This window comes from Segatella cerevisiae, assembly GCF_024054555.1.
GTDB classification, from domain to species: Bacteria; Bacteroidota; Bacteroidia; order Bacteroidales; family Bacteroidaceae; genus Prevotella; species Prevotella cerevisiae.
Genome location: NZ_JAMXLY010000059.1, coordinates 1 through 14,355, shown reverse-complemented (window position 1 = coordinate 14,355; position 14,355 = coordinate 1). Strand labels below are relative to the sequence as shown.

14 protein-coding genes and 1 pseudogene are annotated in these 14,355 nt (G+C 36.7%); 10 read left to right on the top strand and 5 right to left on the bottom strand.

The features are described 5' to 3' along the window. Positions 1-287 precede the first annotated feature (287 nt). The 5 genes from NG821_RS11515 (at position 288) to NG821_RS11495 (ending at position 5,553) form a co-directional block, all read left to right on the top strand. Positions 288-1,277 (top strand): hypothetical protein, encoded by a 990-nt coding sequence (locus tag NG821_RS11515; RefSeq protein WP_252761806.1) that lies wholly within the window; start codon positions 288-290, stop codon positions 1,275-1,277. Between the two features lie 286 nt (positions 1,278-1,563). Beyond that, positions 1,564-1,800 (top strand): DUF2188 domain-containing protein, encoded by a 237-nt coding sequence (locus tag NG821_RS11510; protein WP_252761805.1) that lies wholly within the window; start codon positions 1,564-1,566, stop codon positions 1,798-1,800. Continuing rightward, positions 1,787-2,371, top strand: a complete 585-nt coding sequence (locus NG821_RS11505; protein ID WP_252761804.1) for a hypothetical protein — start codon at positions 1,787-1,789, stop codon at positions 2,369-2,371. The genes NG821_RS11510 and NG821_RS11505 overlap by 14 nt, the downstream gene beginning before the upstream one ends. Before the next feature lie 526 nt (positions 2,372-2,897). Further along, positions 2,898-4,415 carry a reverse transcriptase/maturase family protein gene (locus NG821_RS11500; protein ID WP_252761803.1) on the top strand — a complete coding sequence of 506 codons (1,518 nt, stop codon included), beginning with the start codon at positions 2,898-2,900 and terminating at the stop codon, positions 4,413-4,415. 157 nt (positions 4,416-4,572) lie between these two features. Then, positions 4,573-5,553 (top strand): AAA family ATPase, encoded by a 981-nt coding sequence (locus tag NG821_RS11495; protein ID WP_252761802.1) that lies wholly within the window; start codon positions 4,573-4,575, stop codon positions 5,551-5,553. A 10-nt stretch (positions 5,554-5,563) separates the two neighbouring features. Here NG821_RS11495 and NG821_RS11490 read toward each other — a convergent pair whose 3' ends face one another. Together NG821_RS11490 and NG821_RS11485 are read right to left on the bottom strand one after the other, a co-directional pair. Beyond that, complete coding sequence (locus NG821_RS11490; protein ID WP_252761801.1) at positions 5,564-6,493, bottom strand: S8 family serine peptidase; 930 nt, start codon at positions 6,491-6,493, stop codon at positions 5,564-5,566. Positions 6,494-6,570: 77 nt separating this feature from the next. Continuing rightward, on the bottom strand, positions 6,571-7,005 hold the full coding sequence (locus NG821_RS11485) for a hypothetical protein (RefSeq protein ID WP_252761800.1): 435 nt from the start codon (positions 7,003-7,005) through the stop codon (positions 6,571-6,573). Positions 7,006-7,768: 763 nt separating this feature from the next. Here NG821_RS11485 and NG821_RS12620 point away from each other — a divergent pair. Together NG821_RS12620 and NG821_RS11480 are read left to right on the top strand one after the other, a co-directional pair. Further along, a complete protein-coding gene (locus tag NG821_RS12620; RefSeq protein ID WP_262921890.1) occupies positions 7,769-7,900 on the top strand; it encodes a hypothetical protein in 132 nt (43 codons plus the stop codon). After that, positions 7,901-8,323, top strand: a complete 423-nt coding sequence (locus NG821_RS11480; RefSeq protein ID WP_252761799.1) for a type II toxin-antitoxin system VapC family toxin — start codon at positions 7,901-7,903, stop codon at positions 8,321-8,323. It begins immediately after the preceding gene. A gap of 431 nt (positions 8,324-8,754) precedes the next feature. Here the strand turns inward: NG821_RS11480 and NG821_RS11475 are convergent, their stop codons facing one another. Together NG821_RS11475 and NG821_RS11470 are read right to left on the bottom strand one after the other, a co-directional pair. Then, positions 8,755-9,717 carry a nucleotidyl transferase AbiEii/AbiGii toxin family protein gene (locus NG821_RS11475; protein ID WP_252761798.1) on the bottom strand — a complete coding sequence of 321 codons (963 nt, stop codon included), beginning with the start codon at positions 9,715-9,717 and terminating at the stop codon, positions 8,755-8,757. Beyond that, positions 9,704-10,471 carry a type IV toxin-antitoxin system AbiEi family antitoxin domain-containing protein gene (locus tag NG821_RS11470; RefSeq protein ID WP_252761797.1) on the bottom strand — a complete coding sequence of 256 codons (768 nt, stop codon included), beginning with the start codon at positions 10,469-10,471 and terminating at the stop codon, positions 9,704-9,706. The genes NG821_RS11475 and NG821_RS11470 overlap by 14 nt, the downstream gene beginning before the upstream one ends. Before the next feature lie 1,196 nt (positions 10,472-11,667). On the opposite strand from NG821_RS11470, the gene NG821_RS11465 reads away from it, so the two are divergent. The 3 genes from NG821_RS11465 to NG821_RS11455 all read left to right on the top strand — a co-directional run bounded on the left by NG821_RS11465 (position 11,668) and on the right by NG821_RS11455 (position 14,108). Then, positions 11,668-12,156 (top strand): protein-tyrosine phosphatase family protein, encoded by a 489-nt coding sequence (locus NG821_RS11465; RefSeq protein ID WP_252761796.1) that lies wholly within the window; start codon positions 11,668-11,670, stop codon positions 12,154-12,156. A gap of 274 nt (positions 12,157-12,430) precedes the next feature. Beyond that, complete coding sequence (gene tcmP / locus NG821_RS11460) at positions 12,431-13,348, top strand: three-Cys-motif partner protein TcmP (protein WP_252761795.1); 918 nt, start codon at positions 12,431-12,433, stop codon at positions 13,346-13,348. A gap of 4 nt (positions 13,349-13,352) precedes the next feature. Continuing rightward, positions 13,353-14,108, top strand: coding sequence for a phage Gp37/Gp68 family protein (locus tag NG821_RS11455; protein WP_252761794.1), 756 nt, complete (start codon positions 13,353-13,355; stop codon positions 14,106-14,108). A 134-nt stretch (positions 14,109-14,242) separates the two neighbouring features. Here the strand turns inward: NG821_RS11455 and NG821_RS11450 are convergent. Further along, positions 14,243-14,355 (bottom strand): annotated as a pseudogene (locus tag NG821_RS11450) (IS982 family transposase); the annotation flags it as partial.

Below are 14,355 nucleotides of genomic sequence, written 5' to 3'. Positions count from 1 at the left end.
TATCAATCTGCAGCGTGACGCTCGCCGAGGCGTTACACGACGCCTCTTGCCGCTATGCGCGCTCTCCGTGGATGAGTATATTATTTAAATAAAAGTTAAACATTGTCTAAAATTGGGGTATAGTATATAAATTCTTATCATTTTGTGAGAAAGATACAAGAATTAAGCCATTCCTAAACGAGTTTCTAAGGTCTCATTTCGTACAAAATCCTACGGAATATCTCGTTAAACTTTTTGATTTATACTGTCAAAGTATAAAGAGTATTGATATCAATGATAAAAATGGAATGTTGAAAGATTTCTGCTCATTATTTACTATCGATATTCTTAATTGTAAAGAAACTTGGGACAAAAAAGAAGTTGGGCTTAAATATCTACGAAATCATTTTCTTTTTTTGCAATCTAGTGGAGAATATCTTTTGCTTAATCCTGGATTCTTAATTGATAAAATGTATCAAGGTCTCATTTTTGATATTTGGAATATAATATTCAAAAGTCCTACTCAAGATGATGTATCTTTTCATGATTTCAGCGAATTTAAATCAATTATAGGTACAGATTTTACAGAACGACAACTATTTTATGATGTTGTAAATAATAGCTTTACCGATACTAATATCATGAAATTTTCAGGAGAATATTTAAAGAGTAAAGATGTCCTTGGAGAGCCTGATTTTTATATGCGTGAAGGAAATAGTATTTTTATATTTGAGTGTAAAGATGCCCTTTTCCCTGATCGAGTTAAAGTTTCTTCTGATTCTGCAACTATAGAAAAGGCAATTCAGGATAGAATTTGTAGTAAAAATAAAGGTTGTGGTCAAATTCTTACATCCATTGAAAACATTGTAGTTAATCATTCCATGGACGAAATAGATCGAGCTTATGAACAGAATGACATTTTTTATCCTATTATTGTAACAACCGATAGGACATTTGACTCATTGGGAGTTAATGACGCAATTTTGTTACGTTATTCTCAACTAAAACAGAAAGAACATCCTACATTGAATAATGTTTCCGTTAAATGGCCTGTTATTGTCAATATAGGTGATCTTATAAATCTGATGTATTCTTTTCATCTAGGCAAAATACACTTAAAAGACTTACTCGAAGATTACCTGCATCAGTTTAGGTCTAAATTATCTGTAGATCATCAATCTTCTTTCAGTAATTTTATTGGTGAAAATATTCCAGAGTATCAAAAAATGTCTAAAGAAGAAATCTGTTATTTTTTCAGTATTTTAAATCTAAATATACCCCAGAATAGAGACTTGTAAGCCTCGGAAGTTTGAATTTTACTATAAGGAAAGAATTTAGGATATAGTCCTGTGATGAATACGATGATAGTCCGATCTATTATTGTCTGATTAGTGCTAAGCTATGGAATATAAATCACACGGTATTCACATTATTAATCCAGTAAAGGTTTTCCGTCCTCACATTCCGAAGTGCAGATTACTATTGTAAAGAAGAAATGTTACCTTTCAATTTTACAAGAAAACCTTTTGAAAATTTGGATTTTTAAAGCGGTTTTCTTATCTTTGTGAATAAAGCTGATATATTATGATTACTAAATTTCATGTTATACATTCACAAGGCAATTGGAAAGTGACTCGAGAAGGCACCTACAAGGCAAGTCGTGTTTTTGCAGATAAAAAACATGCTATTACATACGGTAAAAGCATAGGAGGGAAATGTGCAGGTTCTGTAATGTATGTCCACGATAAAGATGGAACTGTTTCTCATAAGATAGATTTTTCTCAAGGCAAAGATAAGATATCTGTAGATGGAAGGAGATAAAATCTTTATTAATTGTCCGTTTGATGAGGAGTATAGACCGCTTTTGCGTGCTATGCTCTATGTGGCTTGTTTTTATAAACTTACTCCTTTAATATCTACAAGTAGAGATTCTAAAAAGAATAGATTGGAAAATATCATCAAGATGATGAGAGAGGCGAAATACAGTATTCATGATCTTTCTCGGATGGAAGCTCGATCAAGTGGAGATATTTATCGTATGAACATGCCTTTTGAGTTAGGCCTAAATTATGGCTTAGGTGTAGAAGATAAGGTCTTCTTGATTTTTGAAGGTGAACAATATAAAGTTAAGAAGGCTTTATCTGATATCGATGGGTGGGATATCAAATGCCACAAGAATGACCCGGAGATAGTGGTGAGGGAATTTAGGAAGTGGTTTGTAGAAAATAATCCTACCATTGATGACAGTTTGAAATTATCCTCGGCAGAATTGTGGAAGAAGTATAATTATTTTAATGGCTTTTATTATGATAAAAAACATTTGAAACCGGAAGAGGTTTCAAATTCCGAGTATATAGAATATATCAACGAATTTTTGAGTCAAGATTATTGACTGGTGGAGAGACTGTCATTTCAACTTGGACGACCCACTTAACAGCATTATCCCAATACAATGAAACACATTTTGTTACCTATTAACCATAAAAACACGAATCAATCCTTTACATATTCCGAAACTTTTATTACCTTTGTGATATGAATAATACTGAAATAATGAAAGTATACTTCTAAAGAATATATGAGGGTGACAAACTTGCTAAAAGATGAATTACTGTCGTGTCAGAGTTATGCGACCTTATGGTAGCTCCAATAAATCGGTATTGGAGGTTCATGCATTGCAGCAATGCAAGTAATCGTCAAGATTATTTGTTCCCCAGTAGAGGAGAGGTCTCCAATGAGACTGAATTGCAGGAGTGTTATGTTCATATTTACTTTGAATGTTATATGATTAATGTTCAGATGCAAATATAGATAGAATATTCTATTTTTCAGGGGCGAGTTGGTTATATCAACTTGGTTTGACATTTGGTATTCATCGAAATTGCTCCGGCAAGTTTCACTCTCATTTTTTATGATATATGACAAATTATCCTAAATGGCTAATTCCTAAGCGATATCCTCACATGGATAAACCTTGCGAAGATAAGAAAGAATTACAAAAGTTGAAGCATTATGTTATGAATCCAACAGCTATTGCCGTTCATGCATTTTTACCTTTAATTAGAAGGAATGTCATAACATACCCTTATAAGAGAAAGGATGTGAACAGTCCGCGTAAAAAAGAGAAGAAAGTTCGTCCGATAACTTATGCTTCTCATACAGATTCAGCTATTTATGGCTATTATGCTTCTTTGCTTAGTCTTGAATATGAGCAATGCTTAAAAGATGCTTCTCTCTCTAATTGTGTTTGTGCATATAGAAAAATTCCATGTGAGAACAGTCATCGACATAAATGTAATATTGATATAGCCAAAGAAGTTTTCGACTTCATTAAGAATAAATTATCAGAAAGGCAACACCTTTCCGTAATCACTTTTGATATTAAAGGTTTTTTTGATAATTTGGATCATAAACTTTTAAAGAAGGCTTGGAAATATGTTATGGGCTATAAACATATGCCGAAAGATGTTTATAATGTATTTAAAAGTGTGACTAATTATTCCTATGTGAATGAAAAAGCTCTCTTTGAAGAATGTAAGGATCATATTATTTGTCGCAATGATACTATCAGAAAAGTAAAGCGAATCTCTTATTTAAGAGATAAGAATGCAGTGGCCTATTGTGATAAAACTTACATACATCATTTACGTGATATTCATTTGATCCAAACTAGAAAGAAAAAAGAAGTGCGTGGAATACCCCAAGGGTTACCGATAAGTGCCGTTCTTGCAAATGTCTATATGTTTGATTTTGATAAAGAAATCAATGATGGAATTCGTAAGGTGAATGGAATGTATAGGAGATATTCTGATGATATTATAGTTGTTTGTCCAGAAGAAGTTGGTGAACAATGGAAGGAGCGTATTTGTTCAGAGATTAAGGAACGGAAATTGAGGATCGAACCTCATAAAACGAATTTGTTCTATTTTAAACCTTCAGAGGGGAAAAATATTTGTGAGCACGAAATTGTTAAAGGGGGAAAAAAGTTGGAATATCTTGGCTTTTCTTATGATGGAAACAGAATCCTTCTTAAAGATGCAGGATTGGGTAAGTATTACATGAAATTTGAATTGAACCTCCGTCGAACGTTTTATAAGTCTACTCATACTAATAATAATTATTGGGGGCATATTTTTGAGAATAAATTGATAAAGAAATTTTCTTATGCGGGGGCAAAAACTCATAAGAAGCGAGTTAGGTCTAAAACTGATAAATCAAAGTTTGTCTTAGTCCCAAATTATAGGTCTCATGGTAATTATCTTACTTATGTTAGAAAGGCATCTAAGATAATGGATTCTCCATCAATAGAGAGACAACTTCGACATTCTGTACCTAAATTACGTAAAAGGCTTGTTAAGTTGGAAGGTAGTGTGGCTAATTATACTATGCGGAAACTAGCCGGGGAGTTTCAAAGGTATGGAAGATTCTATCACTGACATTACTTTTTTCTGATTACTGTTACAAAGATATTATTTCTCTTTGAGCGGAGGGGTTTACAGAATCGATTTTTTACCTGGGAATAAGAGAATTAAATACGGTATCTCTTGCTTTATATCAAATAATCTTTTATATTTGCAAAAAGAAGGAATTGGTATGAGTCAGTACGATTACATAAAGGATATTGCCAGATATGCACTATCAAACGACAAGGGTCGTTTGATGGATTCTCTGCATGGTCTTGTCGACTACTCAGAAAAAACCAAAAAATTTAACTTTGCCGCTCAGTTGCAGTCGATAATATCAGAAGGTCTTCGTAGGAATCAAATTAGGCGGTTAAGGGATTTCTCTGAAGAGGATGAGAACAACGAAAATCTGATTATTTCTTCTGTGATGTCATCCTACAATCTGGATGACATTATCTGTTCTGATGATGTCAAGAATGACTTGAGGTATTTTATCAAGGAGCATAAGCAATCAAGTGACTTGAAAGAACTCGATATACCTCTCTCCAATAAGTTGCTTTTCTACGGTCCTTCAGGTTGTGGCAAGACTCTGGCTGCTTCCATCGTTGCCGGGGAATTGGAAAAGCCTCTGATTACAATGAACTTGGGGGCTATAGTTTCTTCAAAACTCGGTGAGACGAGTAAGAATCTTACGAAGGTATTCAAACAGGGTGCCTTCGAGAACGCCATCATCTTCCTGGATGAGTTTGACAGTATCGGCAAGATACGGGATTACGATCAGGACCATGGGGAGATGAAGCGTGTGGTGAATACGCTGTTGCAACTGTTTGATTATCTGAACGACAATTCGATTGTCATTGCTGCCACCAATCAGGTACAGATGATTGATGAAGCCCTCAGGCGCAGATTTGACCTTCTGCTTGAACTTAAACTTCCTGATGAGAATCAGATCATTCAGTTGATCGACAAAACATTAGGCAAAAAGTTCTATTTTAGGTCTGATGATGACAAGCAACGGTTCGTAAAGGCGGCTAAAGGCTATTCCTACTATGAAGTGCAAAAAGCATTGATCCTGACTATCAAAAGAATGGTGCTGGATCATGGAATGACCCATAGAGATATAGACATTGATATACTTTTATCTATTATAAAGAAAGAGAGACCTGTGTAGCTGGTCTCTCTTATGCTTCAACATCAATGTGAGCTTCTCCTTCGGCTATGGCACCAACGGTCATATTATTCATACTGTCAGCTGGTGACAATAAATTTGATATATCACTTAAAACGTTACCATTGGAATCAGGAATAAAATAATGGTATGGATGATTAAGCCATTTTTCTTCGCCATTTGGAATCGCCGAGTCTTCGCGGTAGATTTTCACCATGTCGGGATCTAGATTACCTGTTGATATGAAACATAAGATATCATAGTCATAAGCAAGTTGGTCCAACATATATCCAAATGGAGATACGTCAGAGTTGTATGCTTTTGTGTGCTCGTCACAGAAGGAGAGATTGAAAATTCGGATACCCTGCTTATAACCTTCAACTATTGCATCGTATATTTTAGCCAAATTGTAAGAACCGGTCTCATTATCGAGGACTTTAATGGTATAAATGAACGCATCAGCATCGATGTCTCTTTCAGTTCTGGAAGCTTGATAATAGTTCAGTCCAAATGAGGCGAGGCAAGACACTGTCGTCCCATGGTCGGAATGAGACTTGAAAGGTTGATTATTGGTGGTAGAAATGTCCTTACCTCCTTTAGAAATATTTTCCCATGGTTGACCATCTTTTATTAATCCTGTATCCAATACACCTATTTTAGGAAGGTCTTCCGCAGTATGGACATTAAAGCCGAGTTGTAGTTCTTCCTGACCGAACTCGTCTTTTACGGCGAGAAACCTACGAACATCTTGAACCTTTATTTGATTTATGATATCAAAATTAGTTGCAATATATACTGCTTGTTGCTTGGATATAGAATCGAATTGCAATAGTGTATCACCGATCCAATGGGCGGAGAGATCGTTCTCGTTTACATACTGTTTCAATCGGAACTTTATCTGACCATACTGATTGGAATTGGCGAAATATCCATTGAGACTCATCAGTACATTGTCATAGTCTCCGGAAATCAGCGTTTTATCAAGAATCTGATCGTTGTCATAGCCTTCAATATCTTGTATTAAAGTGATAGACAGTCTTTAGGAATATCATTTGGAGAAGCATTTGCGAATTTATCAATCAAATGCTTGAATTGATGGAACTGCACAGAATCATAAATATCAAAGATAACAGTCTGATTCATATCAGATAGGGTCATCGGAATGAGTCCGAACTTTTGATAATTTTCTATAATATCTTTTTTAGCTTGGGTCAAAAATCTAATTCTGATCCTTTGTATGTGCGGCACTTGAAGGGCAGAGTCCTGGTTGTTGCTTCTCTTCTCCAGGACAAGGCACATATTGCGAAAGGAAGATAACAGATGCTTTTGCTGAGCACTATAATTGATAAGAAGTTCCTTAACAATTTTTTCTTGGTGGTCAGCATTGCGATTTTTTTTGAATCCCAAGCTAATTGACTTGGAGTTGCGGATGATGAAATGACTTTTATTGGGCATATCTCAAATTTTGTTTATCATGCGAACGAATCATATTGCTATAAGACCGTTCATGGTATTTCCTTTTAGAATGTTCTTATCTCTATTGGTATCAGGTTTATTTACTGACAACTACAAATTTACAAATTAGTTTGAAGAATTTATCTTTTTTACAGAAAAATTTAGTTATTTTTGTAATGTCAAGATATAGAGAAAGGACTAATGGATGGAACCGATACTTAACGACTATCACAAGAAAATCAATGCCATCAAGATTCAATCGGTGGAATCCTGGAGCCGATTAAAACTTTCGCACGAAGAGTGCTCAAATCAGTTCAGGCGGTTGCGGGAACAACGGATTGCAAGGGAGTCCAAATCGCTCGTATAGCAGACTGGGCAAATCATAAAAATTCTGTATTTGGTATCGTGCCCTAGAAACAATCAACAGTGGAGTCAATGTTTTAAATCTTATGTTATTGTAAAGGAAAGCAGATATCCATATATCTTGTTGACGCACGACTATACGTACTGTTCAGACTCCTTGCCCACCTACGTCAATAGGCTGATACGATTGGCTAACGAGAAAGAAACCTCTGATGAGTTGATACGTTTAGGCCTTAAATCTCTTCAGCTTTTTTCGGAACTTAAATTTTGGGCATCCTAAAAGTCCCCTATAAGGCGTGCACATTAATTGGGCACTCGCGAAAATTTAACATAAAATGAAGAGTTGTCATTTGGAGATTATAAATAAAATAATTAATTTTGGGGAAGAAATCTGAAATTTATGGATAAGAAGACGAAGAAAGTGGCTGATGCCACAAAAAAACAAGCTGACAAGAAGGTCAGTAAGACTTGGGAGGCAGCAATGAGGCTGAAGGGAAGCATCATTGTCAATGACCCATCGTTTCTATTGTAAATGCGATATTTGATAGATACAAATATCTTTGTTTACTTAGCTCTTGATATTGAGCAATTGAGCCGTGATGTTCAAGCAATAATTCAAGAACCGGAAACGGTCTTGTGTATAAGCGTTGAATCCGTGAGAGAACTTATTGTTGGTTTCAATAATAAAGGTTTGGGCTCTAAGCGATGGAAAACAGCAGAAGATTTGGTAAATTCTATAGAAAATGAATTTTACATAACGATTCTACCGTTGAAGAAAGAGCACATGCTGACTTATTCCCGACTTCGTTTAAATATAAGGCAGGGTCATAAGGACCCTTCAGACCATGTGATTATTTCACAAGCTTTGACCGAACACTTGCCATTGATTTCCAGTGATACACGTTTTCCATTTTATCGTAAGCAGGGATTGGATTTGATTTTCAATAAGAAGTAATTCTTTGTTTTTGACAATTATCTCTTTACCTAACAGTTAGTCTTTATCGAAAGTTTCCCAAATAGGCATCTTTCAAGAACCCTTAAAGAATGTTACATTTGTACTCACATTAGAAATCAAGAAATGATTCAGAGTACAACAGATCTTAAGAAATTATTTTTTCTTCAACAGGATGGAGGGTATCCGGTGTTTTACATGAACAATGTGGACTCCTTTACACGTTATAAATTATTGATATTACCTGAATGATTTTTAGAGGTGAATGGGTGTGAACTTGACGGGTGTCTGACGTTTTCTTTGATTTTCTCCGTTTCGCTCTGGATGACCAAAAGGTGCCGGATTCGGAGTTTTGCAATATGGAATGGCAAGGACTGTTTGATCTTACATGGAAACAGGCATTGTTGATGCGCCTTTCTGCGGGAATGTTACTTTTATTTTTTGCCCATTTTCCATAATGCCATGGGATGGTGAGCCACACGCTTTGTCAATTCCGGCGAGTCAAAAAGAAGTTCCGGGCTGTACACCCTCTCTCTAAACCGTTTGAAATATTCCTTTTCCCGGTCTGTAAATTGCAGAAGTTCCTGAAGATAGTCTCTTACCCTCTTTTTCATCTTCTCAAAATCAAATCGCTCGGTTTTACGGAGAACGGGCAAAAGTTGTGTACGTATCTGTGCATATTTTACCTTGTCCATTTGGGAAAGACTTGTCAACTGATAGAGTTCCTCGTCGCTTTTACGGCTGGAGCCGACTGTTAGATAAAATAGTGTAGTCTTTCTGAGCGCTTCCCTCTCTTCTTGCGAAGGAAATAGATTTGTTGTTATCATGCCGTCTACATCATAGATGTCTCTTGCGGCAGCTCTGCCAATCAATGCATTGATTTTGGTTGCGAAGAGTTCTATAGGTGCAAGGGCTCTGATTCTGAAAGGGCAGAGGAATGGCACTTCAACGTTAATGCTGACAGGATCAAAGACATGACATCTATCCGAATAGTTAATCTCGATTTTAATGGCGTCATTGTTGCCCACAGCATTACGGTACAGGAATATCCACGAGTCTAGTGCATGAGGCATTTTGGAGGCTGGTGATAGTGTGTAGCCTTCGGAGACCATGTAACGCAATATCTCGTGACGGATTTGCTCTCTTGTTGCCATCATGGTGTCGCGGTCGCAGTCAACGGAAAAGTCAAGGTCTATGTCAATTGAAAGTCTGGGCATCTTGAATACGGCGAGATTGATGGCAGTGCCTCCTTTGAGTGCCAGTGTTCGTGACAGTAGGGGCCTGCGATGGAAGTAGTCGAGTATGTCAGCGAGGCGCATTACTTTCTCGAGATTGTCTCGTATAAATCCTTCCTGTCGCGCAATATTGTCCAGTGCGGATTTGCTATATGATTTCATTCAATTCTTCTTTTTGTGATATGATGTTCGGAACATAAAGGTTCCAATGGCTGTCGTAAATATCTGACTCATCAGTATTGGTAAATTTTTTCACGTTCTTATGCCCCTTCTCCCAACAAAAGAAAATAAAGTTGTCTGAAATCCCTGCCTGTTTTTGAATGCGTTGCAGCATATAACCTGTTTTTTGATAAAGAAAGGCCTTGCCATAGGCTGCAAGGTACTGTCGAAGCTTGTTCTCGTCAAGTGCATAAACCCCTTCCAGACAATGTGCCAGTTCTTCAGCACCACCAGCCAACTCGGTCTTGTCACAGCAGTCCACAATGGTCCGCTCCAAGTCTGTCGTCCTGACAAGAGGGTCGGTGGCCAGATTCTGGACACCTAAATCCCCGACAGTCTCCCTGCATGGCCTGAATTCCAAATCTTCGAAATGAAAAGGGTTCGTCTGGGCTCGGGTGATCACAAAAACCGTATAAAAAGGCTGGTGAGCGATACCCAGGTATTCCAGGGCAGTATGATAGCCAATATGAGCTGTAGGGGTGACCGAACTCGCTATCTCGTAGCGGTTGGCGGCTGTATATCCCGTGCCCATATCTACTGCGCAATACAAGTCACGCCTCACTTTGCGTATGGCTCCCGCTTTCACCAGCCGCTGCAAGGTCTTTGCAATGCCTGTCTTCGTCCTGCCTGTTTCATCGGACAAGACTTTGGGCGTGAAGATTCTATTACGATAAATAACCGGAAGTAAGGAATTCATATTTCTGCTTTTGTGCAAAGATAGACTTTTTTGTCCAACTTTGCAAGAATATGGAAAGTTTTTTATACTTATTTGTAAGTGTCCAAAGAAGGCATCTTGTTTGAGCCTTTCATAAAAGTTGTGTTTGTACTCATATTAGAAATCAAGAAATCATGCAGAGTACAACAGATCTTAAGAAATTGTTCTTTCTGTATATGATCAGAAGCCAAGAACAGGAAACTTGGTCAATCAACAATAGATTCAGATCTCTTCCGCTTTATTTGAAACTTACAATTAGGGGCACCCTAAAAGTCCCCTGTTTATAAGGCATGCACATTAATTGGACACGAACGCTTGCTAAACATAAACCGGAGACCAACTAATGCGAACATCGTGGGACGCCTTCAGATGCGCTGGTTGTCAATACATCAGGATAGGGCGTGTCATCAGGTTAGCCCTTCCTGTTTGATATACCCTGTAACCTGGCCCCCTTTATCCTTTGCCCCCCTCAAGATTAAGATCATAATACGACTGTCGGAAATCTCATCACACCCCATGACTGCAAAAGTAGTATCGATACAGCCGAAGATAAACAGGAGTACGAGCCACAAACAAGCGATACGTTAACTAGCCACATAACCTCGTCTTATATACCTGAAAAGTGGGAGAGAATACCTCCGAAGAGAGCCTCAAGAGTTTTTAAACTTTTGGGGCTCGTTCTTTTTATCTTCCCTGATCCCAGAATCGTTAGAAACATCATTAATCAATTAGTTATCCCCCACATTTTGTTCCTTTTTTCTTTATTTTTACCTATTAACCATAAAAATGCGAATCAATCCTTTACATATTCCGAAACTTTTATTGCCTTTGTGTTATGAATCTTACTGAAACACTATCATTGTGAAGCCTTAGCTTCCTAATACGTTTCAGTCCCTCTCGTCCGACAGCTTACTTCCTTTCAGGGAGAAGCCACTAAAAATGGAATAAAAGGAAAAACAAACGTTGATTTGTGCAATTGGATGTGATCATCTATATCTTTATGGACGGAAGGAGTGGGTGTTAGGACAATATCTGGATAGAAAATTTCTGACGCACCATAAAACGGGAGTATACTACTTGGATTCTGCTGATGGCGGCCTACAACTTAGAATGTGTTCTTCAAGATTTATGAAATGCACTCATAATAGTGCTGAGTATAAACTTTATAATAATTTAATATGATGAAAGAAATAGTACGAAATCTTTATATAGGCTCACAAGATGATTATGAGTATAGAGTTAAAAAAGAACCTGGGTGGCGTGTGATACATGCTTGTAAAGAGCCTTATCACCGGGAAGCTTTAGGATACAAGAGCTTGGGAGCTCCTAAAGAAAGCCCTGAGTATTTTTTTGCTTATAGAGAATCTGACCTTATTCTGAATTTAGTTGATGTTGCAAATCCTCAATATATTCCCAAACAAATCATAGAAGAAGCCATTCAATTTATTGATAAGCATATAAGTGAATCTAAAATATTAGTGCATTGCAATCAGGGACAATCACGTTCTGCCGTAATAGGTTTACTTCATCTTCATCATATTGGAGAAATTTCAACAAGAAATTTTCGTCAAGCAGAAAGTGAATACTCGAAACATTATCCTATGTATAAACCTAACAATGGAATGAGAATGTTTGCTGCTGAGAATTGGGATAACTATGGCGTTTAATGATAAGTAATGTAAGTACTGGTTTATTTTGAAACTTTTGGAAACTTCTTTATGCCCTTATAGAAATTAAGTAGATTATCAAAACAATTCTGGCACGTGTCTGAAGGTTTAGAAATCAAAGTCTGCTAACTGAGTAAACTCGATTACTCACCATTGGGAGATGAAAACAAATCAGAGGAACTTCAGTAGTAATAAAGAAAAAAATCTACGAAGATCTGACTATATGTGAAAATATTAGTATATTTGCACTAATAGAGTTTTAAAGAATACCTTAATGAAAAAAGATCATGAAAACATTACCTCAAAGAATGGTTGGGCTGGTCCGTGGACTAAGAAAAAGTTAGACGCATTTGAAAAGTATGTAAAGGCTTATTTGACGATCATGAATAGGAATCGTTACACATATGGTTGGAAGTTAATTTATTTTGATGGGTTTGCTGGTAGCGGGTCAAGATCTGAACAGAACGAACAATCATCAGTATTGATGAAAGACCTTTTTGATCAAAAAGACATAATTCCATCAGAATTGAATGTATATAAAGGTGCAGCAGAACGTGTTGCAGCCCTAGATAAAGAAGGTGGATTTGATTATTATTATTTTATAGACTATGACTTGGAAGCGAGTAAGTCACTGAAAACGAAACTGTCGAAATATAACTTGCATAATCCTCAATTTCGAGTTGGGGATGCAAATAAGTATCTTAGGGAGATGGCGAAGGTTTTTAAGAATGATAATAAATATAGAGGACTTGTACTATTGGATCCTTTTGGAATGCAGGTCAACTGGGATTCCATTGCTCAATTTAAAGATTTAAAGGTTGATATGTTTGTGTTAATTCCAACGGGGATGATTGTCAATAGACTTTTAGATAGAAAAGGAAAATTACTTTATCCGGATAAACTTGAATCATTTTTCGGTCTCTCGCAGGAAAAAATACAGAGGATATTTTATCAAGAGCATCATGAATCAAATCTTTTTGGTGATGAAGAAACAATGATAGAGAAAATAAGTCATCCAATACAGAAGATTGCGGAGCTTTATATTCATCAATTAAAGACGATGTTTAAATACGTTTCTCCAAAACCTTTAGTATTGAAGAATAGTAAAAATGTACCTATTTATCATTTTGCTTTTGCTTCTCAAAATCAAACTGCCGTAAAAATAGCTCAAGATATAATAGGAAAGGAATAAAATTATGAGTAGCAAGATTGAGTGGACGGATATAACTTGGAATCCGATTACAGGATGTAACAAATATTCTACAGGGTGTTTGCATTGTTATGCTGAAACGATGTCTCGCAGGTTACGGGCTATGGGGTTGAAAAAATATGAAAATGGTTTCAATCTCACTTTGCATCCGGAGGATTTGGATAAACCTTTGTCATGGAAAAAGGGGCATAATATCTTTGTGTGTTCGATGAGTGATGTGTTCCATGAAAAGGTTCCTTTCTCCTTTGTTGATAGGATTATGGATACGATCCGTAAAACGCCACAGCATAGGTATCAAATATTGACTAAAAGGGCAGAAAGAATGAGTGCGTATTTTGCTACACATGAAATACCACAGAATATTTGGCTTGGAGTAACTGTTGAGGCTCAAGAGACAAAATTCCGTATTGATTATCTTCGTAAAATAAATGCCTCGGTGAGATTTTTGTCCTGTGAACCTCTGGTAGAAGATTTGGGGGATTTGGATTTAGCTGGCATTGATTGGATTATTGTTGGCGGAGAAAGTGGCCGTCAGGCGAGACCTATGAAAATGGAATGGGCTCTAAATATTAAAAATCAAGTAGAGAAAGAGGGTTCAGCCTTTTTCTTTAAGCAATGGGGTACTTGGGGGAGCGACGGAGTAAAACGTAATAAACACGTTAATGGAAAATTACTTGATGGAAAAATCTATCATGAAATGCCTGTAACACATAGACTTCTATCCGAACCTGCTAACATGTAAAAAGAATATTGAAATTTGCATATTAAGTGTGCCAGAAAACTGTATGAAGAATAAGGACTAAAATATTTTCATTTGTTTGGATCATGGACAAGCGGAATATTCCAAGGAATTATATCTTCTACCCGTTGGCGGAATTAATCTAGAGCGTATTTAACTCTCCCGATAGGTCGTTTATTCCTATAATTGATATACTGTAGAACAGTAAATGCACTGATCTTTGCAATAATTCTAGTGAACAGTCCGGCGG

What these genes read in the sequence shown, in the direction of transcription:
- NG821_RS11515 (WP_252761806.1), top strand. Translation starts at nt 288, where the DNA reads ATGTTGAAAGATTTCTGCTCATTATTTACTATCGATATTCTTAATTGT.
- NG821_RS11510 (WP_252761805.1), top strand. Translation starts at nt 1,564, where the DNA reads ATGATTACTAAATTTCATGTTATACATTCACAAGGCAATTGGAAAGTG.
- NG821_RS11505 (WP_252761804.1), top strand. Translation starts at nt 1,787, where the DNA reads ATGGAAGGAGATAAAATCTTTATTAATTGTCCGTTTGATGAGGAGTAT.
- NG821_RS11500 (WP_252761803.1), top strand. Translation starts at nt 2,898, where the DNA reads ATGACAAATTATCCTAAATGGCTAATTCCTAAGCGATATCCTCACATG.
- NG821_RS11495 (WP_252761802.1), top strand. Translation starts at nt 4,573, where the DNA reads ATGAGTCAGTACGATTACATAAAGGATATTGCCAGATATGCACTATCA.
- NG821_RS11490 (WP_252761801.1), bottom strand. Translation starts at nt 6,493, where the DNA reads ATGAGTCTCAATGGATATTTCGCCAATTCCAATCAGTATGGTCAGATA.
- NG821_RS11485 (WP_252761800.1), bottom strand. Translation starts at nt 7,005, where the DNA reads ATGCCCAATAAAAGTCATTTCATCATCCGCAACTCCAAGTCAATTAGC.
- NG821_RS12620 (WP_262921890.1), top strand. Translation starts at nt 7,769, where the DNA reads ATGGATAAGAAGACGAAGAAAGTGGCTGATGCCACAAAAAAACAAGCT.
- NG821_RS11480 (WP_252761799.1), top strand. Translation starts at nt 7,901, where the DNA reads ATGCGATATTTGATAGATACAAATATCTTTGTTTACTTAGCTCTTGAT.
- NG821_RS11475 (WP_252761798.1), bottom strand. Translation starts at nt 9,717, where the DNA reads ATGAAATCATATAGCAAATCCGCACTGGACAATATTGCGCGACAGGAA.
- NG821_RS11470 (WP_252761797.1), bottom strand. Translation starts at nt 10,471, where the DNA reads ATGAATTCCTTACTTCCGGTTATTTATCGTAATAGAATCTTCACGCCC.
- NG821_RS11465 (WP_252761796.1), top strand. Translation starts at nt 11,668, where the DNA reads ATGATGAAAGAAATAGTACGAAATCTTTATATAGGCTCACAAGATGAT.
- tcmP (WP_252761795.1), top strand. Translation starts at nt 12,431, where the DNA reads ATGAAAAAAGATCATGAAAACATTACCTCAAAGAATGGTTGGGCTGGT.
- NG821_RS11455 (WP_252761794.1), top strand. Translation starts at nt 13,353, where the DNA reads ATGAGTAGCAAGATTGAGTGGACGGATATAACTTGGAATCCGATTACA.